Origin of the sequence: Haloferax chudinovii, assembly GCF_042663345.1 — an archaeon.
GTDB lineage: Archaea > Halobacteriota > Halobacteria > Halobacteriales > Haloferacaceae > Haloferax > Haloferax chudinovii.
On sequence record NZ_JBHTAB010000003.1, the window covers coordinates 151,071 to 173,783 of the forward strand.

Below are 22,713 nucleotides of genomic sequence, written 5' to 3' on the forward strand. Positions count from 1 at the left end.
CGGTGGGTGCATAAAAGAATCCGTCGTCGCGGAAAGTCGACTTACTCGTCGGCCGCGTCGGCTTCCGCGTCGCCTTCCACGTCGTCGAGTTCCTCGGCCTCGGTCGTCATCGCGGCCGGAATCACGTCGACGGAGGCGACGTCGTCGCCCTCGTCGAGGTCCATCACGATGACGCCCATCGTGTTGCGGCCGACCGTCGAGATGTCCTCGACGGGCGTCCGGAGAATCTGGCCCTCGTCGGACATGACGACGAGGTGGTCGCCCTCGCCGACGGTGTTGATGGCGCAGACCGGGCCGTTCCGCTCGTTGGTCTTGATGTCGATGAGACCCTTACCGTTTCGGGACTGCTTGCGGTAGGCGTCAAGGTCGGTGCGCTTCCCGTAGCCGTTCTCGGTGACGGTGAGAATCCAACTGTGGTGGGCCTCGTCGATGGCGGCCACGCCGGCGACTACGTCGTCGCCGGTCAGTTTGACGCCGCGGACGCCGCGGGCCGACCGGCCCATCGCGCGCACCTCGTCCTCGTCGAAGCGGATGGACATCCCCTGTTCGGTTCCGATGACGAGGTCGCTTTCGCCGTCGGTGACCTCCACGTCGACCAGTTCGTCGCCCTCGTCGAGTTTGGTGGCGATGATGCCCGTCGAGAGGATGTTCTGGAACCGGTCGGTGCCGGTCCGCTTGATGTAGCCGTTCTGGGTCACCATCGTCAGGTAGCCCTCGATGTCTTCGAGGTCGTCGCAGTTGACGACGGCCGTGATCTCCTCGCCGTCGTCGAAGTCGAGGAGATTGACCGCCGACTTCCCGCGGGCGGTCCGCGACATCTCGGGCACCTGGTAGGCCTTCAGTTGGTAGACCTGCCCGTGGTTGGTGAAACAGAGCAGGTCATCGTGGGTGTTCGTGACGAACACGGACGAGACGTTGTCACCCTCCTTGAGGTCCGTCCCGATGATGCCCTTGCCGCCGCGGTGCTGGGCGCGGAACCGGGAGACCGGCATCCGCTTGATGTAGTCGTCCTCGCTGACGATGACGACCACGTCCTCCTCGGGGATGAGGTCGGCGCGGGTGACCTCTCCGGTGTTGGCGACGAACGAGGTCCGCCGGTCGTCGGCGTACTCGTCTTTGATGTCGAGGAGTTCGGACTCGATGACCGCGTCGAGTTCCGACCGGTCGCCGAGGATGGTTTCGAGGCGGTCGATGGTCGCTTGGACGTCCTCGTACTCGTCTTCGATTTCGGCGGCCTCCATCGAGGTGAGCGAGCCGAGTTGCATCGAGACGATGTGGTTGGCCTGCTCTTCGGAGAAGTCGAACGACGGGAGCGGCGCGCCGTCGACTTCGACGGTGACCTCGCCGCGGAGCGCGGCCTTCGCGTCGTCGCGGCTCTCGGAGTGCCGGATGGTCTCGACCACGTCGTCGATGTTGTCGAGGGCCTTCAGGCGGCCGTCGAGGATGTGTGCGCGGTCTTCGGCCTCGGCGAGTTCGTACTCGGAGCGCCGGCGGACCACGTCGCGGCGATGGTCGAGGTAGTGTTCGAGCGTCTGCTTGAGCGTCAGCACCTGCGGCTGGCCGTCGACGAGCGCGAGGTTGATGACGCCGAACGTGGATTCGAGGTGGTTGTCGAGAAGCTGATTCTTGACGACCTCGGCCATCGCGCCGCGCTTGAGTTCGATGACGACGCGGATGCCGTCGCGGTCGGACTCGTCGCGGATGTCGCGGATGCCCTCGATTTTGCCCTCGTTCACGTCGTCGGCGATGCGCTCGATGAGGCGGGCCTTGTTCTCCTGATACGGGAGTTCGTTGATAACGATGCGGCCCTCCTCCTCGAACACGTCGTAGTCGGCGCGGACGCGGACGCGACCGCGGCCCGTCTTGTACGCCTTGTGGACCGCGTTGCGACCGACGATGTTCGCGCCGGTCGGGAAGTCCGGGCCCTTGATGTGTTCCATCAACTCCGGGATGGTCGCCTCCGGGTTTTCGATGAGTTCCACCGTGGCGTCGATGACCTCGCCGAGGTTGTGCGGCGGGATGTTCGTGGACATCCCGACCGCGATGCCGGACGACCCGTTGACCAGCAGGTTCGGGAACGACGACGGGAGCACCGTCGGCTCCTGCTTGCGGTCGTCGTAGTTCGACTGGAAGTCGACGGTGTCCTTGTCGATGTCGTCGAGGAGTTCCTCGGCGATGGAGGACATCCGCGCCTCCGTGTAGCGCATCGCGGCCGGTGGGTCGCCGTCGACGGAGCCGAAGTTCCCCTGCCCGTCGACGAGCGGGTAGCGCATCGAGAAGTCCTGCGCCATGCGCGCGAGGGTGTCGTAGATGGCGGAGTCGCCGTGGGGGTGGTAGTCACCCATCGTCTCGCCCACGATGGACGAGGACTTGCGGTGCGACGAGTTGGAGGTCACGCCGGCCTGATGCATCGCATAGAGGATGCGTCGGTGGACCGGCTTGAGGCCGTCGCGAACGTCGGGGAGCGCCCGACCCGCGATGACCGACATCGCGTAGTCGATGTACGACTGCTCCATCTCGTCTTCGATGCGCGCGTTTTTCACTTCGGCCGCGATACCCGCGCCCGGTTCGAAAGAATCTGGTGCGTCAGAACTCATATTAGATGTCTACCCATTCGGCGTCGTTCGCGTGGTCCTTGATGAACTGCTTTCGCGGTCCGACGGCGTCGCCCATCAGGATGTTGAACATCCGGTCGGCGGCGGCGGCGTCCTCGACGGTGATGCGCTTGAGGACGCGGTTTTCGGGGTTCATCGTCGTGTCCCACAGCTGGTCGGGGTTCATCTCGCCGAGCCCCTTGAACCGCTGGACCTGCGTGGGGTTACCGTTGCATTGCTCCTCGATGATGCGGTCTCGCTCCGCCTCGTCCATCGCGTCGTAGGTGTTGCCGCGGTAGCGGACGCGGTACAGCGGCGGTTGGGCCGCGTACACGTAGCCGGCCTCGATGAGCGGGCGCATGTGGCGGTACAGGAGCGTGAGGAGGAGTGTCCGGATGTGCGCGCCGTCGACGTCGGCGTCGGTCATCAGGATGAGCCGCTGGTAGCGCGCCTTCTCGATGTCGAACTCGTCGCCGACGCCGCCGCCGATGGCGGTGATGAGCGCCCGTATCTCGTCGTTTTCGAGGATGCGGTCGAGGCGGTGTTTCTCGACGTTCAGAATCTTCCCCTTGAGGGGTAAAATCGCCTGGAACTTGCGGTCGCGGCCCTGCTTCGCCGAGCCGCCAGCGGAGTCGCCCTCCACGATGAACAGCTCTGACTCCGAAGGGTCGCGGCTCTGACAGTCCGCGAGCTTCCCCGGGAGCGAGGTGGACTCGAGCGCGGACTTGCGGCGGGTGAGTTCCTCGGCCTGCTTCGCGGCCTTGCGGGCGCGGGCGGCCTCGACGGCCTTCGAGATGATGGCCGTCGTCGTGTCCGGGTTCTCCTCGAAGAACGTCCCGAGCTGTTGGTGGGTGACGCTCTCGACGATACCGCGGACCTCGGAGTTTCCGAGCTTCGTCTTCGTCTGGCCCTCGAACTGCGGGTCGGGGTGTTTGATTGAGATGACGGCGGTGAGCCCCTCGCGGACGTCCTCGCCGCGGAGGTTGTCGCCGTCGAGGTCGTCCAGCATATCGTGGCTGTTCGCGTAGTCGTTGACGACGCGGGTGAGCGCCGTTTTGAACCCGGTCAGATGCGTGCCGCCCTCGCGCGTGTTGATGTTGTTGGCGAAGGCGTGAATCGACCCCTGTAGTTCGTCGGTCGCCTGCATGGCGATTTCGACCTCGATGCCCTCCGACTCGTCGTCGTAGTAGATGATGTCGTCGTGGAGAGCTGTCTTGGTCTCGTTGAGGTACTCGACGAACTCGCGGATGCCGCCCTCGAAGCGGAACGTACTCGACTCGTCGGTCCGCTCGTCGGCGAGCGAAATCTCGACGCCGGAGTTGAGGAACGCGAGTTCGCGCAGGCGGTTTTCGAGCGTCTTGAAGTCGAACTCGGTCGTCTCGAAGATTCCGTCGTCCGGCCAAAAGCGGATGGTCGTCCCGGTGTCTTCGCCGGGTTCGAGGTCGCGGACGCGCTCGAACTCGTCGACCTGCGGCTCGCCGAACTCGAAGCGGTGTGTCCACACCGCGCCGTCGCGTTTGACCTCGACTTCGAGCTCGCTCGACAGCGCGTTGACCACGGAGACGCCGACGCCGTGGAGGCCGCCGGAGACCTGATAGGACTTGTTGTCGAACTTCCCGCCGGCGTGGAGGACGGTCATGATGACCTCCAGCGCGGGTCGGTCGTACTGTTCGTGCGTATCTACCGGAATCCCGCGGCCGTTGTCCGTGACGCTGACAGAGCCGTCCTCGTGGAGGGCGACCTCGATGGCGTCGCAGTGCCCCGCGAGCGCCTCGTCGATGGAGTTGTCGACGACTTCGTAGACGAGGTGGTGGAGTCCGCGAGAATCGGTGGACCCGATGTACATCGCCGGACGCTTTCGAACGGCTTCGAGCCCTTCGAGGACCTGAATCTGTCCGGCCCCGTACTCGTTATCCTGAGACATCTGAACTGGCCTAGGATAGCCCGTCCCTTAAAGGCTCGCACGCGCGGGCGCGAACTACTTACTGGAGTCCCGCGTAGCGGTTTCCGAGCCCGGCGATTCCGACTGGCTGACCCCGCGTTTCGTGGGTGACTCTGTATAACACGATTCGGCGTTCCGTTGCGGACGGCCCTCGAAGGGCGTCAACGCCGCGATTTCACTTTCACTCCGTTGCCGGTGAGTACTTAACGCGGGACTGGGTAGATGCGCATCAGGAAATGACCTCGTTCCAGTCGACACTCGGTGACGAGCCGGGGATCGCAGAGGAGCTGGCGAAGGGCCAGCGGGAGATCTCCATCGCCGAGTTCTTCGAGAAGAACAAGCACATGTTGGGCTTCGACAGCGGAGCCCGCGGGTTGGTCACCGCCGTCAAGGAGGCGGTGGACAACGCGCTCGACGCCACGGAGGAGGCGGGCATCCAACCCGACATCTACGTGGAAATCGCCGAGGCGGGCGACTACTACCGCCTCGTCATCGAGGATAACGGGCCGGGCATCACGAAAGAGCAGGTGCCCAAAGTGTTCGGGAAGCTCCTCTACGGCTCTCGCTTCCACGCGCGCGAGCAGTCCCGCGGCCAGCAGGGTATCGGCATCTCCGCGGCGGTTCTCTACTCGCAGTTGACGAGCGGGAAGCCCGCCAAGGTGACGAGTCGGACGCAAGGTTCGGAGGACGCCGAGTACTTCGAACTCGTCATCAACACGGACCAGAACGAACCCGAGATTCGCACCGAGAAGACCACCTCGTGGGACCGCTCCCACGGCACGCGCATCGAGTTGGAGATGGAAGCCAACATGCGCGCCCGCCAACAGCTTCACGACTACATCCTCCACACGGCGGTCGTCAACCCCCACGCCCGACTCGAACTCCGGGAACCCGGTCTCGACGAGCCGATGAAGTTCGAGCGGGCGACCGACCAGCTTCCGAAGCAGACGAAGGAGATTCGTCCCCACCCCCACGGCGTCGAACTCGGGACGCTCCTGAAGATGCTCTCGGCGACCGAGTCGTACTCCGTCTCCGGTTTCCTCCAAGAGGAGTTCACCCGCGTCGGCGCGAAGACCTCGGACAAGGTTCACGACGCCTTCCGCGACCGACACTTCGGCCGCGAGATGACGTGGCGGACGCCCGACGCGACCGAGGCGGCCGACCTCGTCGCCGTCGTCGAGGACGCCGTCGCCAACAAGGGCAAGGAGGCGACCGCGGCGTTCGCCGAGGAGTTGGTCGATATCGTCGTCGGCAAAGAGCGCATCGCCCACGGCGAACTCGTCGCAGTCGTCGAAAACGTCGCCGAGACGGTCGGCGAGGAGACCGACACCTCGTTCGGCGAGACGGTCCGCGAGAACGTCATCGAGGCGCTGTGGCCCGCTCTCACCGACGACCGCGAGGGCGACGTGTACGCCATCGTCGACGACGTGACGACCACGCAGAAAGACGACGCCGGCAAGCTGTCGATGGCGCGCTCCATCGCCACGCAGTTCGCCGAGACGACCGGCCCGGCCGACCGAGCCACCCGCGGCGACGTGGCCGAGTTCGTCTCGTGGGCCGCCGACCGAACGGAAGAGCGCGAGGACGAGACCTACGGCGAGACGGCCCAAGAGAACGTCGCCGACGCCATCTGGTCGCGGATGCGTACGGTCTCCGACGAGGTGCCGAAGGTCCGCGAGGTCGCCGACGACCGCGACGTGGCCCGCGACCTGCTCGACGCGATGCGCGAGACGGACATCCTCGCGCCGCCGACGGACTGTCTCTCACCCATCTCGGCGGAACTCGTCGAAGCCGGCCTGAAAAAGGAGTTCGACGCCGACTTCTACGCCGCGGCGACCCGCGACGCCGAGGTCCACGGCGGCGACCCGTTCATCGTCGAGGCCGGCATCGCCTACGGCGGCGAACTGAAGTCCGAGGGGAAAATCGACCTGCTCCGGTTCGCCAACCGCGTCCCGCTCGTCTACCAGCAGGGCGCGTGTACCATCACCCACGTCGTCAAGGACATCGGCTGGCGGAACTACGGGCTCGACCAACCCGGCGGCACCGGCATGCCGAACGGCCCCGCGGTCCTCATGGTCCACGTCGCCTCCACGAACGTCCCCTTCACGAGCGAGTCGAAGGACGCGCTCGCGGACGTGCCGGCGATTCAAGACGAGGTCGAACTCGCCATCCGCGAGGCGGCCCGCGACCTCAAGTCCTATCTCTCGAAGCGGCGGTCGCTCCAGAAGCGCCGCGAGAAACAGGACGTCCTCGGTCGCATCCTCCCGCAGATGGCGACGAAGCTCTCGGAGGTCACCGGCCGACCCGAGCCCAACATCGACGGCGCGCTCGGCCGCATCATGAACAACCTGACCGTCGAGCGGGCCGTCGACGACGGCGAGGTGACGCTCACGGTGACGAACCACTCCAACACGAACGAGTCGCCGGACATCACGGACATCGTCTCGGCGGAGCCGGCCGGCCTCGACGGGGAGGCGACGGTCGTCGACCTCGACGGGGAGTGGTTCGTCAAGTGGAACCCCGAGGTGTCGTCCGGTGAGACGGCGACGCTCACGTACTCGGTCGCACAGGACGCGTCGTTCGACATCAACGTCGACGGCGTCGAGACGGAGAAACTCACGGTGAACGTATAATGGCATCCGAACGGCAGACATCCGAGGAACGCGTCCGCGAGCGTCTCATCGACCTCGCGGCGGAGTTCTACGACCAGTTCGACGCGGGGGAGATTCCGTACATGACGCTCCCGACGCGGACGAAAAGCAACATCGAGTACGACGAGGACGCCAACGTCTGGGTGTACGGCGACCGGACCTCGAAGCGCTCTGCGAACAGCGTTCGGGGCGCGAGAAAGCTCCTGAAGGCCGCCTACACCATCGAGTTCCTCGCGCGGCAGTTAGACGAGGACCGCTCGTCCACCCTGCGTGAGCTGTACTACATCTCCGAGTCGTGGGACAACGAGGAGGCGCACTTCTCCGACCAAGACGAGTCCAACAAGCTCATCGAGGACTTGGAAATCGTCAGCGAGGTCAAGCGCGAGGACTTCCACATGCGCCCGGAGGAGTCCGGCGCGAAGCTCATGGGCCCGCTCAAAATCCGCGAGCAGACGAACCGCGGCGACCGCGAGATTCACTGCCAGTTGGACGTGGGACAGGGCGGCTACCAGATTCCGAACAACCCCGACACCATCGAGTTCCTCGAACACGACATCGACTTCGTCATGTGCGTCGAGACCGGCGGGATGCGCGACCGACTCGTCGAGAACGGCTTCGACGACGACTACAACGCGCTCGTCGTCCACCTCGGCGGCCAGCCGGCGCGCGCCACCCGCCGTATCACCAAGCGCCTGCACGACGAACTCGACCTGCCGGTCGTGGTCTTCACCGACGGCGACCCGTGGTCCTACCGCATCTTCGGCTCGGTCGCCTACGGCTCCATCAAGTCCGCGCACCTCTCGGAGTATCTCGCCACGCCCGACGCGAAGTTCGTGGGTATCCAGCCGCAGGACATCGTGGACTACGACCTCCCGACCGACCCGCTCGCGGACTCCGACGTCAACGCGCTCCAGTCCGAACTGGAGGACCCGCGGTTCATGGGCGACTACTGGACCGAACAGATAGAGCTCCAACTCGACATCGGCAAGAAGGCCGAACAGCAGGCGCTGGCCTCTCGCGGTCTCGACTTCGTGACCGACGAGTACCTGCCGACGCGCCTCGACGAGATGGGTATCATCTAACCCGAGCGCCGGTTTCCGTCCCGGTCAGGGATACAGCCCGTCGCCGCGGAACCCGTCGAAGTAGCGTCTGACGACGCCGTTCAGCGCTCGCGGTTCGCTCGTGGCGAGATGGTGCCCCGCCCCGGAGAACAGCGCGAGCGTCGCGTCCGCGACGCCGTCTTTGAGTTCTCGAACCCGCGGCTCGGGGAACAGTCGGTCGGACTTCCCGACGGCGACGAGTGTCGGCGCGTCGACGCCGCCGAGTATCTCTCGGGAGTCGTGTTCGAGGCAGGCCGTACAGGAGACGACGGCGTCGGCGGGGACGGCGGGTCGGAGGTCGACGAGCCGACCGGCCGCCTCGATGAGCGCCGGAGCGACCGTCGCTTCGAGGCCGGTCGCTGACTCCCGCTCCGCGTCCGCGACGACCTCGGCCCAGCGGCCCTTGCCCGCCAGCGAGCGCCAGCGCGTCACGATGTTCTCGCCGTGGCCGCCGAGTCGCGTCCCCGCGGAGACGACAGCCAGCGAGTCCACGTAGTCGCCGTAGTCGGCGGCGAGATACTGGGCGACCAGCCCGCCAATCGAGACGCCGATAACGTCCGCCGGCCAGAGGTCCTGTTCGTCGATGACGCCCGCGTAGCCCGCGGCCATGTCGCGCGTGGTCGACCCGACCGGGAGGTGTCGCGGTCGGCCGACCACCCACACGTCGCGGTCGTCGAACTCGCGGAACAGACCGGCGAGCGCCGCCGCAGCCCCGCGGTTCGGGTCGATGCGCTGGAAGGCGTCCGAGAGGCCGGGAAGCACCACGAGTGGGTCGGCGTCGGCGTCGCCGAAGCGGTAGTAGGGCCGCCGGCCGCCGAGCATGCCGTAGTCGAGGTCCATACCCGAACTGACGGCCCGGCGCGGCAAAATCGTTCTGTCCGTCCGGTTGTCCGTCTGTCCGTCCCGCCGCTCCGCCTCAGACTTGGTCGGGGTCGTCGATGACGACCGGGATACCGCGGTTCGCCACGTCGACGACGAAGGCGTCGGGGTCGGTTTCGAGAAGCGGAATCGTGTCGTAGTGAATCGGGAGCACGAGGTCCGGGTCGAGCGTCTCCGCGAGGTCGGCGGCCTCGTGGCGGTCCATCACGACCGACCCGCCGATGTTGGCGAGAAACAGCGACACTTCGAGGTGTTCGTGGCCCGCCAGCACGTCGGAGTCGCCGGGCCAGAAGACGGTTCGGTCGGCGAGTGAGATGTGGAAGCCACAGCCGAATCCGCGGGGGTGGACGACGTCGCCGTCGCGGAGGTGCGGCCCGTCGGGGTCGTTGAACGCCGGGAGCGACCACACGTCGACCTCGCCGACGGTGAGGTGGTCCTCCTCGCCGACGCGGACCGTCTCGTAGGGGAGGTCTTCGACCGGCACCACGTCGCGGTCGATGGTCGCGGCGTCGACGCCCTCGAAGGCGACGACGGTCGCGTCGGCGTCGGCGACCTGCTCGATGGCGTCGGAGTCGTAGTGGTGGTTGTGCGTGACCAAAATCAGGTCGCCGTCGCGGGCGTAGTAGTCGTCGAGGACGCCGTAGCGGCCGGGGTCGAAGTAGACGACGAAGCCGTCGGGCGACTCGATTCTGACGGTCGCGTAGCCGAGCCACGACACGTCGAGGCCGTCGTGTTTGATAGTCATACGCGACACCTCGAACCGAGGGGTCAAAAGCGCGGCTCTTGGGCCGGACGGGACGGACGCGAGGGCGTCGAACGCCGTGTCAGACGAGCGTGTCGCGCAGGACGCCGAACACGACGAGGCTCCACAGGAACACGCCGGCCCCGTAACACAGGAGGGCGAGTCGGAGCGAGGTGTTCGTCTCGACGGGCGACCACAGCCCCGCGTTCGAGACGACCCTGTTCGTCCCGCCCTTTTCGCCCGCGTGTTCGACGTTGCTGGGCCCCATCCGGCCGACAGCCCCGCCGCCGAGCACGACGAGCAGTACGCCGGCCCCCGCCAACGCCAGCATGTACATCCCCGAGTGCGTGGCGAAATACACTGTCCCGACCGTGAGCAGTCCGAGGAGACCCGTATAGCGGACGACCGGCTTCAGGAGGGCGTCAACGTTCACGTGTCGTCACCATGATAACACGTCGAATCCCAGATAGTATCTCTCTTTGGGCGCGACCCGCGGGGAGCCTCGGTCACTGCGAGTCGGCCAGTCGCTCCACGCGGTCCAGCGAGTCGGCCGTCTCGGCGGTCTTGTCCTCGCGGACGGTGACGAACCGCGGGAACCGAAGCGCGTAGCCCGAGGAGTACGTCGGCGACGCCTGAATCTCCTCGTAGCCGACCTCGAAGACGACCGACGGGCGGATGTCGACCTCCTTGCCCGCCTCGCGTTCGATTTCGGGTTCGAGGAGGTCGGTCAACTCGGCCAACTCCTCGTCGGTGATGCCCGTGGCGACCTTGCCGATGGTCTCGAAGGCGTCGTCGCCCGAGTCGGCTTCGACGCGGGCCGAAAGCAGGAACGTTCCGAGGGACTCCGCGCGGCGGCCCTCGCCCCACTCAGCGCCGGTGACGACGAGGTCCAGCGTCTCCACGTCGGGCTTGCGCTTCAGCCAGTTCTTCCCGCGGTCGCCCGGCGAGTACGGCGCGTCGGGGTTCTTCAGCATGATTCCCTCGTGGCCGGCGTCGAGCGCGTCGGCCTCGTAGGCGGCGATTTCGTCGGGGTCGTCCGAGAGGAAGAGGTCGGAGACGGCCGCCGACTCGTCGCCGAGCACCGCGGTCAGTCGGTCGTGACGGGCGGAAAGCGGGTCGGTGAGGAGGTCGTCGCCGTCGGCGTGCAGGCAGTCGAACGCCCGGAGTTCGACGCGGACCTCCTCGCGCATCCGACCCACGTCGTGCTTGCGGCGGAAGCGCCGGAGAATCTCCTGAAACGGGAGGGGTTCGCCGCCGTCGTCCATCGCCACGACCTCGCCGTCGAGGATGACGGGTTCGTCGACCGCGTCCGCGACGAACTCGACTACCTCGGGGAGCGCGCCGGTTACGTCTTCCATGTTGCGCGAGAACAGCGAGACCTCGCCGTCGGCGTCGCGGTGGACCTGCACGCGCGCGCCGTCGAACTTGGTCTCGACCGCGGCGGTCTCCCACTCGTCGAGCGCGTCGGCGGCGGTGCCGGCCTGCGCCAGCATCGCCTGCACGGGGCGACCGACTTCGAGGCGGACCTCGTCGAGGCCGGCCTCGCCCTCGTCGCGGGCGAGTTCGGCGACCATGCCGTAGTCGTTCGACACCTGCAGGGCGCGGGCGACGGCGGCGATTGCCTCGTTCCGGCGGTCGCGGGCGGCGGCTTCGGTCTCCGAGTCGGCCTCGTCGTCGCGGATGGCGGCGGCGTCCGAGGGGTCGACCACGAACGCCTCGGCGACGGCGTCGCGGACGGTTCCCTCCCCGACGCCGATGCGCATCTCCGAGAGGACGAGCCGGGCGAGGAAGCGCGCCTCGTCGGGGTCGGTCCGGTTGAACAGGCCGTAGAGCGTCTTGAGCTTCGTTTCCTCGCTCCCCGAACCGGAGGCGGCCGCGAGGGCGCGGAGCTCCGAATCGACTTCCGCGACGGTCAGGCCGTCTCGACCGCCCGACCCGAAGGCGGCGAGGCCGCGCTGGCCGCCGAAGTCGTAGCTCGCGGCGACCGCGCCGATTTCGCCGCGGTCGGCGAGGCGGTCCTCCACGTCGTCGGCCGAGACGTTCGGGCCGGCCGCGCGGGCGATGGCCTCGTGACAGAGCCGCGGGCCGATGTCGAGCGTGGTCGAGTCCCACGCCGGGAAGACGCGGCCCTGGACGAACCGGGCGACTGTCGGGAGGTCGTCGCGAGCGTCGCGAAAGAGGTCTGAGAGGAGCGAGACGACCGCGAGGTCCGCTGGCTCGGCTTCTATCTCGGCGGCGCGGGCGGCGAACTCGGCGAACTCCATCGTCCGTGGGTATCGCCGCGCGGGGCAAAAGCGTCTCGACAGTCGTCGGGGGTGTGATTCGCTACCGAACGACCGCGGTGCCGGGAAGTTGAAGACGTTCGCCGTCAGAACGCCGGGTATGAGCGACGACCTCGCAGAGCGCGTCGAAGACGTGCTCGCGGTCGACGCGGCCGAGTTCGAAGCGCAAGCGAAAGCCGACGCCGATGTGCTCAAGCGCGAACTGCGCGAGGGGACCTTCGACAACCACCAGTCTATCGTCGGCTTGGAGTACGAGTTCTACGCCGTTTCCGACGGTCGCTGGTCCGCGAGCGAAGACGACGTGCACGCGCTCATGCGGGTCCCGCGCCGACTGCTCGGACTCATGGGCTTCGAGAAGGAACTGGGGCTCCACAACGCCGAGATGACCACGAGCCCCCAGCCGCTGAACCCCCACGGCCTCCGCGCGCAGGAGTCCGAGGTCCGCGCCCGACTCGACGCCGCGCTCGACTGCGCCGCCGCCGAGGGGATGCGACTCGTCTCCGACGGGATGTGGAGCATCCCGCCGGCCGGCGAGAGCGCCCGCGAGTACCTGACGGACTCCGTCACCGACGGGGGCGTCCGCCTCGCGACGAACATGAGCAACTCCGTGCGATACCACGCGATGGCGAACGGACCGACCGCCCCAGAGTCGTTCAGGCTCGACGCGCCGCACGTCTCGCTCGAAGCGGACACCGTGATGCCCGAGGCGCTCATCACGTCCATCCAGCCGCACTATCAGGTCCCGCACGCGGCCGACCTGCCGCACCACTTCAACTACGCGCTCCGGGTCGCCGGACCGCTCCTCGCGCTCGGCGTCAACTCGCCGTTCTTCCCGGCCGACCTCTACGACGAGGACGTGACGGGCGAGGAGATTCTCGTCGACGGCTGGGACGAAAACCGCATCGCGGTGTTCGAGTCGGTGCTCAACTCCGGCGACCACGAGAAAGTCGCCTTCCCCGGCGACCTCGACACCGTCGAAGACGCCGTCGACCGCGTCGTCGAGGACTCCACGATGGTCCCCATGTCGGTCGAGCGCGGCGACCGCTTCGACGACGACTTCGCCACGCTCCGCCGGAAACACGGCACCTACTGGCGGTGGGTCCGCCCGGTGTTCGACGGCGCGTCCCGGTCGTCGGCCAACGCCCGAATCGAGTTCCGCCCCATCGCGGGCCAGCCGACCGTCCGCGACTCGGTGGCGTTTCAGGCCGCCTTCGCGGGCCTCATGGAGCGGCTCCCCCGACTCGACCACCCCGTCATCGACCTCGACTGGGAGACCGCAGAGAAGAACTTCTACACCGCGAGGCGCGAGGGGCCGCACGGCGACCTGCGCTGGATAGACGTCGACGGCGACGAGGTGACTGGCGCGGACCTCTACGAGGACTTGCTCGTCCACGCCCGCGACGGGCTTCGGCTCGCGGGCTGTTCCGAGGAGGAGGCCAACTACTACCTCGAACCCCTGCGCAAGCGCGTCGAGATGGGCGTCACGCCGGCCGACTGGAAGCGCGCCCGCGTCCGCGACGCCCTCGGCGACGGCGGCGACTTCGAGGCGGCGCTCCGCGAGATGCAACGCGAGTACGTCGAGCGACAGTCCGACTCGCTCCTCGAAGGCGCGTTCGCCGACTGGCTCTGAGGGAACTCGAGCGCCCGCGTCCGCGACGGCGCTCGCGGCCGTCTCGTCACTCGCTGACGCTCTCGCGTTTTGTCGGAGAAATACCTATTGTCGCGTCCCACGAAGACCGCGTATGGTCTCCCGTCGGACGAAAGCGGTCGTCCAACTCGGTATCGCAGTTCTCACCGCGCTGTGGATGGTGTCGATGCGTCGTCTGCTCCGCTCCAGCGACGACGAGTCCCACGAGCCGACGCCGCTGTCGCCGAGTGGGTTCGCCGTCGGTGGGGTGTGGGGTGCCGGGCAGGTGTGGGCCAACGACCGCGATAGCTGGCAGGTTCGCACGAATCGGCGTCGCGGGATGGCCGTCAGCCTCGTCGGTATCGCGGTCCAGCGCCGACTGCTCCCCCGCACCGAGTCGTTCCGGTACAGTTTCGGGTTCGGGCGCGTCTTCGGCGTGGTCGCCTACCGGACGTGGTACGGGTTTCTGCGGCCGCTTCCGAGCGACGACTGAGTGAGAACTGCGACCGCGGGGGTTCCGTGGCGGGAGTCCCATCGCGGGAGTCCGGCCAGTCCCGCCGGTGGACAATCGCGAAAACGGAGAGAGACCGCCGACTGCGGGCGACTTATTCGAGGCCTTCGAAGTTCTGGTGGCGCTGGATGTCGACGCCGTCCTCGGTGACGACGGCGATGTTGATGCCGTTGCCGGAGGCGAGGTCGCGCTCGACCGCGGAGCGGATGGCCTTCGTGGCGACCTGTTTCGCCTCCTCGATGCTGAGGCCGTCTTCGAACTCCTGTTCGAGCACACCGAGGGCGTACTGACTACCGGAGCCGGTGACGGTGTACTCCTCTTCGAGGATGGAGCCGGCGGGGTCGATGCTGTAGATGTGCGGGCCGGTCTCGTCGACGCCGCCGAGGATGGGCTGGACGACGTAGAACCCGCCCGAGCGGAGGAAGTTGCCGACGAGCGTCGACAGCGCCTGCATGCTCATATTCTCGCCGCGGCGGGCCTCGTAGAGGCGGACCTCCGCGCGCAGGGAGCTGATGAGCGACTGGGCGGCCGAGACGGAGCCGGCGATGGTCAGCGCGCCCGTCGGGTGAATCTCTTCGACCTTCTGGACGTCCTTCGAGGAGACCATGTAGCCCATGCTCGCGCGCATGTCGGTCGCGAGGACGACGCCGTCTTCGGTCTTGATACCGACGGTGGTCGTTCCGGTCTTCGTCTCTTTGTCACCGAGCGAGTCGGCGCGACGCTCGGCGTGCGAGAACTCGCCGAGCTCGGGGCCGAACACGTTCGAGCGGTCGCCGTTCAGCGAGTCGAGACGGCCGGAGAACTCGTCGTGAGTCGGGGTACGCATTGTCAGCGATTGCACTTCGGCGCTGATAAATGCAACCCTTCACCTCGCCGTTGCCGGTGCCAAAGCGTCAGACGCGCGTCGGCGGCGGCCGCGCGGCGCGGTCGCTCGCGGCGAGTATCATCGGACGGAAGCGGTCGCGCGAGTCGGGTTAGCGACCCGCGGCGCGTTTGTAGGCGGTTCCGGTCGTTTCCACGAGCCGGCGAATCGGGAGGGTCACACCCATCCGGCGAGCGGCGAGCGCGACGGGGAGGAGCGCGATACCCATCGCGACCGATAGCTGGTAGGCGGCGAACAGGACGTACTTGGTTAGGCGGGGAATCATCACCGTGTCTTCAGTCGAGGCTCGGGCGGTGCCCGTATATAAGTCTTCTCTCACCCCGGTGCGTAACACCCCGGCGCTGTCTGCCGATTAAAGCACAGTTGTCTCTAATCCAACTAGACCGACTATTCGGCGTGGGTCGCACGTGACCCGCGGAGCGCTTTTTCGTAAGTTATAGCGATTATCGCCGTGGCATGCGCGGGTCGCGCGCGCTCCGGTCGAACGGGGGGAGTGTCGCGGATTCGGGCGCGTCGCGGCCGGCGCGCGCGCCGGGCGTGTGAATCCCACACGCCCCGGCGCTCGAACCACAAGACACGAAACCCCACCGGCGCGTAACGTGTGTATGAGCAACTATCTCGTCGCGATGGAGGCGGCCTGGTTGGTCCGGGACGTAGAAGACATCGACGACGCCATCGGCGTCGCGGTCAGCGAGGCCGGCAAGCGACTCAACCAGAAGGACAAGGAGTACGTCGAGGTCGAAGTCGGCGCGACGCCCTGTCCCGCCTGTGGCGAACCGTTCGACTCCGCGTTCATCGCGGCCAACACCGCGCTGGTCGGCCTGCTCCTCGAAATCAAGATTTTCAACGCGGACGGCGAGAAGCACGCCTCCCGCATCGCGAAAAGCGAGGTCGGCGGCGCGCTCCGCGACGTCCCCCTCGACGTCATCGACATCCGCGAGTTCGACTCGGACGAAGATCAGTAACGCCGCGCTGTCGCGCCCGGCCGCACCGCGTCGCGCCGGCCACCGCACTCGGGGCGACCGCCCGACACGAGCGACCGGAACACTTTTTCATAACTACAGGTAATTACCTCGGCATGGAACTCCCCACGCCCCAAGACCTCAGGGAACGGCGGAACTCCCTCGATTTGACGCAGAGCAAACTCGCCGATATGGCCGGCGTCTCCCAGCCGCTTATCGCCCGCATCGAGGGCGGCGACGTCGACCCGCGGCTCTCGACGCTCCGGCGCATCGTCGAGGCGCTGGACGAGGCCGAAGGGCGCATCGTTCGCGCGGCGGACATCATGAACACGACCGTCCGGAGCGTCGCCCCCGACAACTCCGTCCGCGAGGCGCGCGACATCATGCTCGACGCTGGCTTCTCGCAGTTGCCCGTCATCGAGAACGGCCGCCCGCTCGGTATCATCTCGAACGCCGACATCCGCCACGTTCAGGAGGACGACGTCACCGACCGCCCGGTCAACGAGGTCATGTCCGAGGGCGTCACGACGGTCGAACCCGACACGACGCTGGACGAAATCGGCGTCTACCTCGACCACAACTCGGCCATCATCGTCGTCGAGAGCGGCGAGACGGTCGGCATCATCACCGAGGCCGACATCGCGGCCCACATCTGAGAGGGACCCCGAAGCCGACGACGACTCCTCGAGGCACGCCGCCTCGGACTCAGCGCCGCCGGACGACGAGCGGCGTCTCGCCCTTCGGTTGGGTCGTCATCTCGGGCGCGATTGCTAACTCCCCGTCGCCGCCCCAGTCGAGTTCGAAGTCGCGGAGGACGGTTGCGAGCACGATTTTCGCCTCCGTGAGCGCGAACGCCCGACCGAGACAGCTCCGCGGTCCGGCCCCGAAGGGGAGATAGGCGTAGGCGGGGCGGTCGGTCTCGTCGTCCCATCGCTCGGGTCGGAACGCGAGCGGGTCGTCGTACCACCGCTCGTCGCGATGGATGCGGATGACAGAGAGGTGGACGTCCGTGCCCGCCGGGATGACTCGGTCGCCGGTCGAAAACGGCTTGGCCGTCTCCCGCGGGAGCGTGTGGACCGGCGGATAGAGCCTGAGCGCCTCCTTGATGACGCGTTCGAGTACCGGGAGCGCTCGGGTCGCGTCGGCGGTCACGGGGCCGTCGCCGACGACGCGGTCGACCTCGGCGGCGGCGCGCTCGCGGGTCTCGGGGTCGGTCGCGAGCAGGTACAGCGCGTAGGTGAGCGCGAGCGCGGTCGTCTCGTGGCCGGCGAAAATCATGCCCACGAGCTGGTTCTCCAGCGACTCGACGGTCGTCGGGTAGTCGGCGTCGCTTCCGAGCGCGTTGGCGAGTCGGCGCGTGAGGCTCGCCTCGTCGGCGGTCTCGACCAGTTCGCGGACCTCCTCGCGGAGGGCGCGGTCGGCCCGGTCGAACCGGCGTCGGCTCGGCGTCGGCACCCACGAGGGCAACACCCACGACGCGGGCGCGAAGCGACCGTTGAGGCCGTCGGCGGCGGCTCGAATCCGCTCGTCGCCGTCGAGGTCGAGCTCCCGTCCGAGGATGGTGTCGAAGATGATGTCCAAGGTGACCGCCTTCATCTCGGATTCGAGCGACAGCGTTCCCGAGTCGGGCCACGTGCGCAGGCGGCGCTCGGCCTGCCGGCGCATCGCGGGCGCGTACTCGTCGACCCGCTCCCAGCGGAAGAAGGGCTCGAGCTCGTCGCGCTGTCGCCGCCACTCGGCCCCCTCGGCGGCGATGACGGCGTCGCCGAAGGCGGCCTCGAACTCGCCGCCCTTGACGACTGAGTCGCGGTCGGTCACGAACGCCCGCTCGACGTGGTCGGGGTGGGCGAGGACGTACAGGTCGTCCATTCCGACCACGTCGAGGCCGACCGCGTCCTCGACGCCGTGGTCCGCGAGGAGGTCGGCGACGAAGCCGAACGGGTCGGCCGCGAAGCCGACGGTGTGTCCCACGAGCGGGAGGCCGCTCGGGGTCGGTGGCGGTGAAGTCACATCCCCAGTACAGCGAACATCGATACAATAGTGCTTCCCATCGAACAGTTCGACTCGGCGCTCGGTTCGGCCTCAGAGGTCGAGCCCGCGAATCGAGACGCCTTCGCCCGCCTCGACGCGGCCGATGACGCGGCCGTCGGTCGCCTCGACCAGCGCCTCGGCGTTCTCCTCGGGAACCGCGGCGACGAAGCCGGTGCCCATGTTGAACGTCGTGTGCATCTCCTCGTCGGAGACGCCGCCGCGCGCTTGGACGAACTCGAAGACGGGTTGGGGGTCGAAGGCGTCGTCGACGGCGTAGCGGAACTCACCCATGCGTTCGAGGTTGGTCCACCCGCCGCCGGTGACGTGGGCCGCCGCGTTGGTCTCGGCGGCGCGCAGGTCGTCCAGCAGGTAGGTGTAGAGCCGCGTCGGTTCGAGGAGCGCCTCGCCGACGGTGTCGTAGCCGTCGCCGTCCCACGCGTCGTCATAGTCGCCGTCGGCCGTCGCGGCCTTGCGGGCGAGCGTGAGGCCGTTCGAGTGGATGCCCGACGACGGGAAGCCGACGAGCGCGTCGCCTTCCTCGGCCTCGCCGGGGAAGATGGCGTCTTTCTTCGCCAATCCCGCACAGGTTCCCGCGAGGTCGAGGCCGTTGATGACCTCGGGCATGACGGCGGTTTCGCCGCCGACCAGTTCGATGTCTGCCTCTTCGGCACCCGCGGCGAGGCCCTGTCCGACCTGCTCGGCGAACGTCTCATCGGGGGCGTCGACCGCGAGGTAGTCCACGAACGCGACGGGCCGGACGCCGGCCGCGACGAGGTCGTTGGCGTTCATGGCGATGCAGTCGATGCCGACCGTCGAGTAGTCGCCGAGCGCCTCGGCGACGAGCAGTTTGGTGCCGACGCCGTCGGTGGCGAGTCCGAGGTAGCGGTCGCCGATGTCGAGCAGGCCGGCGTAGTCGCCCGACCCGCCGCCGACCTGCGCGACGAGCGCCGCGGTCGCGGCCTCGCTCGCTTCGATGTCGACGCCCGCGTCGGCGTAGGTCATCCCGTCGGAGTCGTCGTTCGTCATGTTCGTGTACGAGATAGGCCGAAATATAAAATCACAGGGTACGAACCATACACGTTCTCGCATAGGTGAGCGTTCGCCGGCGACCCGGCCGCCGACGGACGGACGATGGACCGGTGTCGCCCGTTCGGTTACCCATCTCCTGCCGGACGCGCGCGCCCTCCGAGGGCCTCCGCTACGACCCTCCTAATCGGGGGATTTCGACCCAATGTTGACGAATAATCAATAACCTTCACAACATTTGCGAAAAAGCACGAGAGCGGCGTATAAACTTTCTCGGACGATTTGAGCGATTCATAAAACGTTACGAAAGGAGAACGTCTCCCATCTCCCGGCCCTGAACGGTCGAAAAAGGAACCGAATTCACGGTAACGCTCGGCCCCTTATATGGTGGTCCCTGTCGTATGCAGAAGTGACGATGTCCGGAATCCCCTCCACGAACGACTCGATTGCGCTCGACTTCGCATCGGCCGTCGGTCGCCTCGCGTACGCCCCTTTCGAAACCGTCGCTTTCTGGTCGGCAGTCGCGTTGCCCCTCGCGTATCTGCCCGTCCTCAGCGGCGGTCTGAGCTCAGGCGAACTCCCCATCTTCGCCGGGCTCATCGCCTTCCACGCCGTCGCGCTCGTCCTCGGGCGCGACCACGGCCAGCAGTAAATCGCGGTCCTCGGCGCGTACGCCCAACCCGGATTCGTCTCGGTTCCCGCCGACGCCGCCCCTCCACAGAGCGCGCGTCAACCCTGACCGACCGCGAACCGCTCGCTGGCCTGCTCACCCGACAGCGGCCCTCTCCCGAACACCAACCTCAGCCCAACTCCAGCCCGAACACCAACCTCAGCCCAACTCCAGCCCGAACACCAACCTCAGCCCACCTCTGCCCACTCCCGACCTCGCGTCCCGAACTGCACACCACGGTCGCAACCTGCTCTCGAACCTCGACCTCCACGGCGACCGGTCCCCGCCGCATTCGTGTGGTCCCCTTCTCCCTCCATTCGTCACTGTCGCGCTCTGAGTCCCGTCTGTGCATTCTGAGCCGAGCCCTTCGAGCCCTCCGAGTGCTCTCTGCCGCGTCTCGACTCCAGCGGTCGCTTGAGGCTTCGAGAACGGGACGACCCGAAAATCGAGAGTTGAGGGTTGCCCGAAACCGCCCTCGGTCGGCTCAGAACCCGACGAACAGGAACAGGCCGACAGTGAGGAGAATCGACAGGGCGAGCACGCCGGCGAACACCGGCGTGCTCCACGACTGGACCGTCTTGCCGTCGAGCGAGCCGAACGGGAGCATGTTGAACGCCGCGAGAAAGGCGTTGATGATGAGCCCGCGCGAGCCGACGAGCTGGACTACGTCGGAGCCGACGAGGACGCCGACGACGAGCACCGGCGCGAACGCGACGAGGAGAAGCAGGTTCGTCACCGGCCCGGCGAGGGCGATGAGGCCGTGTTCGCGCTCGGTGAGCACGCCGCGGTGGTAGACCGCACCCGGCGCGGCGAAGATGAACCCGACGAGCGCGCTCATGATGGCGATTGCGAGCATGCCGTAGTCGGCGCGGAACTCGGCGACCTGATTGAACCTGACGGCGACGACTTTGTGGGCGACTTCGTGGAGGAGAAAGCCCACGCCGGCCGTCAGGAGGCTCACGACGAGCGCGAGGCCGAACGACCCGCTCGTCAGCAGTTGGATGGTGCGGTTGCCGCCGCCGGCGAAGAAGATGGCGAAGGCGAGTCCGAGCGCGACCCACGCGACGAGCAGGTCGCGGAGCTCGCGCGAGGAAAACGAGACGTTCACGTCAGGGACCTCCAGATGAGGTCGGCGCTGTTGCGCGCGCCCTCGAACATCAGGTTCGTCACGCCCGCGACGCCGCCGAGGTCGGAGGCGATGACGGGAATGACGTAGGTGACGAAGAGGAAGCTCGCGACGATGCTCCCGATGTTCGTCATTGCGACGACCATGATGAGCTTGAACAGCGGCACGTCGAGCATCTGGCCGACGAGTTCGACGATGGGCGTCTCCTCGTCGGAGAGCAGTTCGTTCAGTTTGCCGATATCGCCGACGTTGACCGGTGTGTGTCGAAGTTCGACGTAGCCGGTGAACCAGCCGGGCGCGAGAAGCGGGTTGATGGAGGTCATCCACGCGACGAGGCCGCCGACGAGGGCGGAGGTCCACCGCGCGCCGGCGACCTTGGCGAGCGCGGCGGCGAACACACCGTTGATGAGGAACCACGCGCCGAAGATGGTCAGGAGTCGCTGGTTGCCGACGCCGGCCATCGCGAGGAGGACGAAGAAGGCGACGAACACCGCGGTGACGCCGAAGCCGAGCAGTTTGCCCCACGGGAAGCCGTCCTTCTCCGCGACGCCGACGAGTGACTCCATCGGCGGGAGCGTCTCGGGGTGTTCGAGGTAGCGCTCGATGCCCTCGCGGTGGCCCGCGCCGACGACGGCGACGACGTGCCGACCGGACTGCCGGAGCGCGACGAGTTGGTGGGCGATGTAGGCGTCGCGCTCGTCGATGAGCGCCTCCGCGCCGCCGGGGCTGAACCGGCGGAACTCCTCCATCATCGCCGAGACCACGTCGCCGTCGGTCAGTTCGGCCATGTCGAACTCCTCGTAGTCGGCGTCGCCCTCGACGGGCGCGAACAGGCCGAAGGCGTTCAGGACCGCGCCGACGGTGACGCCCACGACGACGCCCGCGAGGACGCCGATGACGAGACTCCCGACGATGGCGATTCCGAGGCTCCCGAGGACTCCCGAGACGAGGCCGGTGCCGAGGCCGAGGCCGAACCCGGCGACGATGCCGACTGCCGCGCCGCCGCCGAGGCCCGCGAGGACCGCGTCATCGCCCTCGAGGGAGAACGAGGCGACGGTGTAGAGCATGTACGCGGCCGCGGCCCCGAGGACCGCGGCGGTCGCGGTGCGCGTCAACAGGAGGTCGGTGACGCCGACCGCGCCCCCGAACAGGCCGACGAGCGGCCCGAGAACGACGCCGACGGCGATGCCGAACACCGCGCCGATGCCGCGGGCGTCGGCGACCCCGAACAGGAGGTCGCCGGCCATGCGCATCTTTTCGAGCGTGCCCATCCGCCGCCAGAAGCGCTGGATGGTCACCTGGATGTCGCGGTCGACGAGCGCCACGTCGAGGCCCTCGTCTTCGGCGGTTTCGACCGCCGCGAGCATGTCCGCGCCGGGCTTCACGTCGAACTTATCTCCCATCCGCGACTGGACGTACGAGAGCATCCAGTAGGCGATAAACTGGAAGACGGTGTTGCCGCGAAGCAGGTCGCGCGCTTCGATGTCGTCGGGCGTTCCGCCCTTCAGCTGTCGGTAGCGCCCCTCGTCGAGTTCGACCGCGACGACGTCCGGGCGCTCCTCTCTGACGGTCTCTTCGACCTCTCTGACGCTGTCGGCCGAGACGTGGGCCGTGCCGACGACGCGGACGTGACCCTCGCCGGGCGACGAATCGTTCATCGCCGGGTTTACCGCCCCACGGTTTTTAT

Annotated in this window: 19 protein-coding genes; 7 read left to right on the forward strand and 12 right to left on the reverse strand. The window is 67.3% G+C overall.

Annotated elements, in window-relative coordinates; all coding sequences use genetic code 11:
* Positions 1-41: 41 nt before the first annotated feature.
* Positions 42-2,597 (reverse strand): DNA gyrase subunit A, encoded by a 2,556-nt coding sequence (gyrA, locus tag ACFQI8_RS08320; protein ID WP_390243900.1) that lies wholly within the window; start codon positions 2,595-2,597, stop codon positions 42-44.
* Between the two features lies 1 nt (position 2,598).
* Complete coding sequence (gyrB, locus tag ACFQI8_RS08325) at positions 2,599-4,518, reverse strand: DNA topoisomerase (ATP-hydrolyzing) subunit B (protein ID WP_390243901.1); 1,920 nt, start codon at positions 4,516-4,518, stop codon at positions 2,599-2,601.
* 254 nt (positions 4,519-4,772) lie between these two features.
* Here gyrB and ACFQI8_RS08330 point away from each other — a divergent pair, with 254 nt between their 5' ends.
* Both ACFQI8_RS08330 and ACFQI8_RS08335 read left to right on the forward strand, forming a co-directional pair.
* Entirely contained in the window at positions 4,773-7,169 is a 2,397-nt protein-coding gene (locus ACFQI8_RS08330; RefSeq protein WP_390243902.1) for a DNA topoisomerase VI subunit B, read from the forward strand.
* Entirely contained in the window at positions 7,169-8,269 is a 1,101-nt protein-coding gene (locus ACFQI8_RS08335) for a DNA topoisomerase IV subunit A (protein WP_390243903.1), read from the forward strand. The genes ACFQI8_RS08330 and ACFQI8_RS08335 overlap by 1 nt, the downstream gene beginning before the upstream one ends.
* A 24-nt stretch (positions 8,270-8,293) precedes the next feature.
* Here ACFQI8_RS08335 and ACFQI8_RS08340 read toward each other — a convergent pair whose 3' ends face one another.
* The 4 genes from ACFQI8_RS08340 to ligA form a co-directional block, all read right to left on the reverse strand.
* Positions 8,294-9,127, reverse strand: coding sequence for an alpha/beta fold hydrolase (locus ACFQI8_RS08340; protein WP_390243904.1), 834 nt, complete (start codon positions 9,125-9,127; stop codon positions 8,294-8,296).
* A gap of 76 nt (positions 9,128-9,203) precedes the next feature.
* Positions 9,204-9,911, reverse strand: coding sequence for an MBL fold metallo-hydrolase (locus ACFQI8_RS08345; protein ID WP_390243905.1), 708 nt, complete (start codon positions 9,909-9,911; stop codon positions 9,204-9,206).
* A gap of 79 nt (positions 9,912-9,990) precedes the next feature.
* Positions 9,991-10,341 (reverse strand): DUF8070 family membrane protein, encoded by a 351-nt coding sequence (locus ACFQI8_RS08350; RefSeq protein WP_390243906.1) that lies wholly within the window; start codon positions 10,339-10,341, stop codon positions 9,991-9,993.
* 73 nt (positions 10,342-10,414) lie between these two features.
* Positions 10,415-12,172, reverse strand: a complete 1,758-nt coding sequence (gene ligA / locus ACFQI8_RS08355) for an ATP-dependent DNA ligase LigA (protein ID WP_390243907.1) — start codon at positions 12,170-12,172, stop codon at positions 10,415-10,417.
* A gap of 118 nt (positions 12,173-12,290) precedes the next feature.
* On the opposite strand from ligA, the gene ACFQI8_RS08360 reads away from it, so the two are divergent.
* Both ACFQI8_RS08360 and ACFQI8_RS08365 read left to right on the forward strand, forming a co-directional pair.
* On the forward strand, positions 12,291-13,820 hold the full coding sequence (locus tag ACFQI8_RS08360; protein ID WP_390243908.1) for a glutamate-cysteine ligase family protein: 1,530 nt from the start codon (positions 12,291-12,293) through the stop codon (positions 13,818-13,820).
* Between the two features lie 112 nt (positions 13,821-13,932).
* The gene (locus ACFQI8_RS08365) at positions 13,933-14,310 is read left to right on the forward strand and encodes a DUF8097 family protein (protein WP_390243909.1); all 378 of its coding nucleotides are present in this window, start codon (positions 13,933-13,935) and stop codon (positions 14,308-14,310) included.
* A gap of 112 nt (positions 14,311-14,422) precedes the next feature.
* Here ACFQI8_RS08365 and psmB read toward each other — a convergent pair whose 3' ends face one another.
* Both psmB and ACFQI8_RS08375 read right to left on the reverse strand, forming a co-directional pair.
* Entirely contained in the window at positions 14,423-15,154 is a 732-nt protein-coding gene (gene psmB / locus ACFQI8_RS08370; protein ID WP_390243910.1) for a proteasome endopeptidase complex subunit beta, read from the reverse strand.
* Between the two features lie 148 nt (positions 15,155-15,302).
* Entirely contained in the window at positions 15,303-15,476 is a 174-nt protein-coding gene (locus ACFQI8_RS08375; protein ID WP_390243911.1) for a hypothetical protein, read from the reverse strand.
* Between the two features lie 340 nt (positions 15,477-15,816).
* Here ACFQI8_RS08375 and ACFQI8_RS08380 point away from each other — a divergent pair, with 340 nt between their 5' ends.
* Together ACFQI8_RS08380 and ACFQI8_RS08385 are read left to right on the forward strand one after the other, a co-directional pair.
* Entirely contained in the window at positions 15,817-16,176 is a 360-nt protein-coding gene (locus ACFQI8_RS08380; protein ID WP_004970698.1) for a DUF555 domain-containing protein, read from the forward strand.
* A 113-nt stretch (positions 16,177-16,289) separates the two neighbouring features.
* On the forward strand, positions 16,290-16,829 hold the full coding sequence (locus ACFQI8_RS08385) for a CBS domain-containing protein (RefSeq protein WP_390243912.1): 540 nt from the start codon (positions 16,290-16,292) through the stop codon (positions 16,827-16,829).
* Between the two features lie 49 nt (positions 16,830-16,878).
* Here ACFQI8_RS08385 and ACFQI8_RS08390 read toward each other — a convergent pair whose 3' ends face one another.
* Both ACFQI8_RS08390 and purM read right to left on the reverse strand, forming a co-directional pair.
* Positions 16,879-18,183 carry a cytochrome P450 gene (locus ACFQI8_RS08390; RefSeq protein WP_390243913.1) on the reverse strand — a complete coding sequence of 435 codons (1,305 nt, stop codon included), beginning with the start codon at positions 18,181-18,183 and terminating at the stop codon, positions 16,879-16,881.
* A gap of 72 nt (positions 18,184-18,255) precedes the next feature.
* Complete coding sequence (gene purM, locus ACFQI8_RS08395) at positions 18,256-19,230, reverse strand: phosphoribosylformylglycinamidine cyclo-ligase (protein WP_390243914.1); 975 nt, start codon at positions 19,228-19,230, stop codon at positions 18,256-18,258.
* A gap of 415 nt (positions 19,231-19,645) precedes the next feature.
* Here purM and ACFQI8_RS08400 point away from each other — a divergent pair, with 415 nt between their 5' ends.
* Positions 19,646-19,882, forward strand: coding sequence for a DUF8028 family protein (locus ACFQI8_RS08400; protein ID WP_390243915.1), 237 nt, complete (start codon positions 19,646-19,648; stop codon positions 19,880-19,882).
* Positions 19,883-20,384: 502 nt separating this feature from the next.
* Here ACFQI8_RS08400 and ACFQI8_RS08405 read toward each other — a convergent pair.
* A complete protein-coding gene (locus tag ACFQI8_RS08405) occupies positions 20,385-21,008 on the reverse strand; it encodes a zinc metalloprotease (RefSeq protein WP_390243916.1) in 624 nt (207 codons plus the stop codon).
* Entirely contained in the window at positions 21,005-22,684 is a 1,680-nt protein-coding gene (locus ACFQI8_RS08410; protein ID WP_390243917.1) for a TraB/GumN family protein, read from the reverse strand. Before ACFQI8_RS08410 ends, ACFQI8_RS08405 begins: the two co-directional genes overlap by 4 nt.
* Between the last annotated feature and the right edge of the window lie 29 nt (positions 22,685-22,713).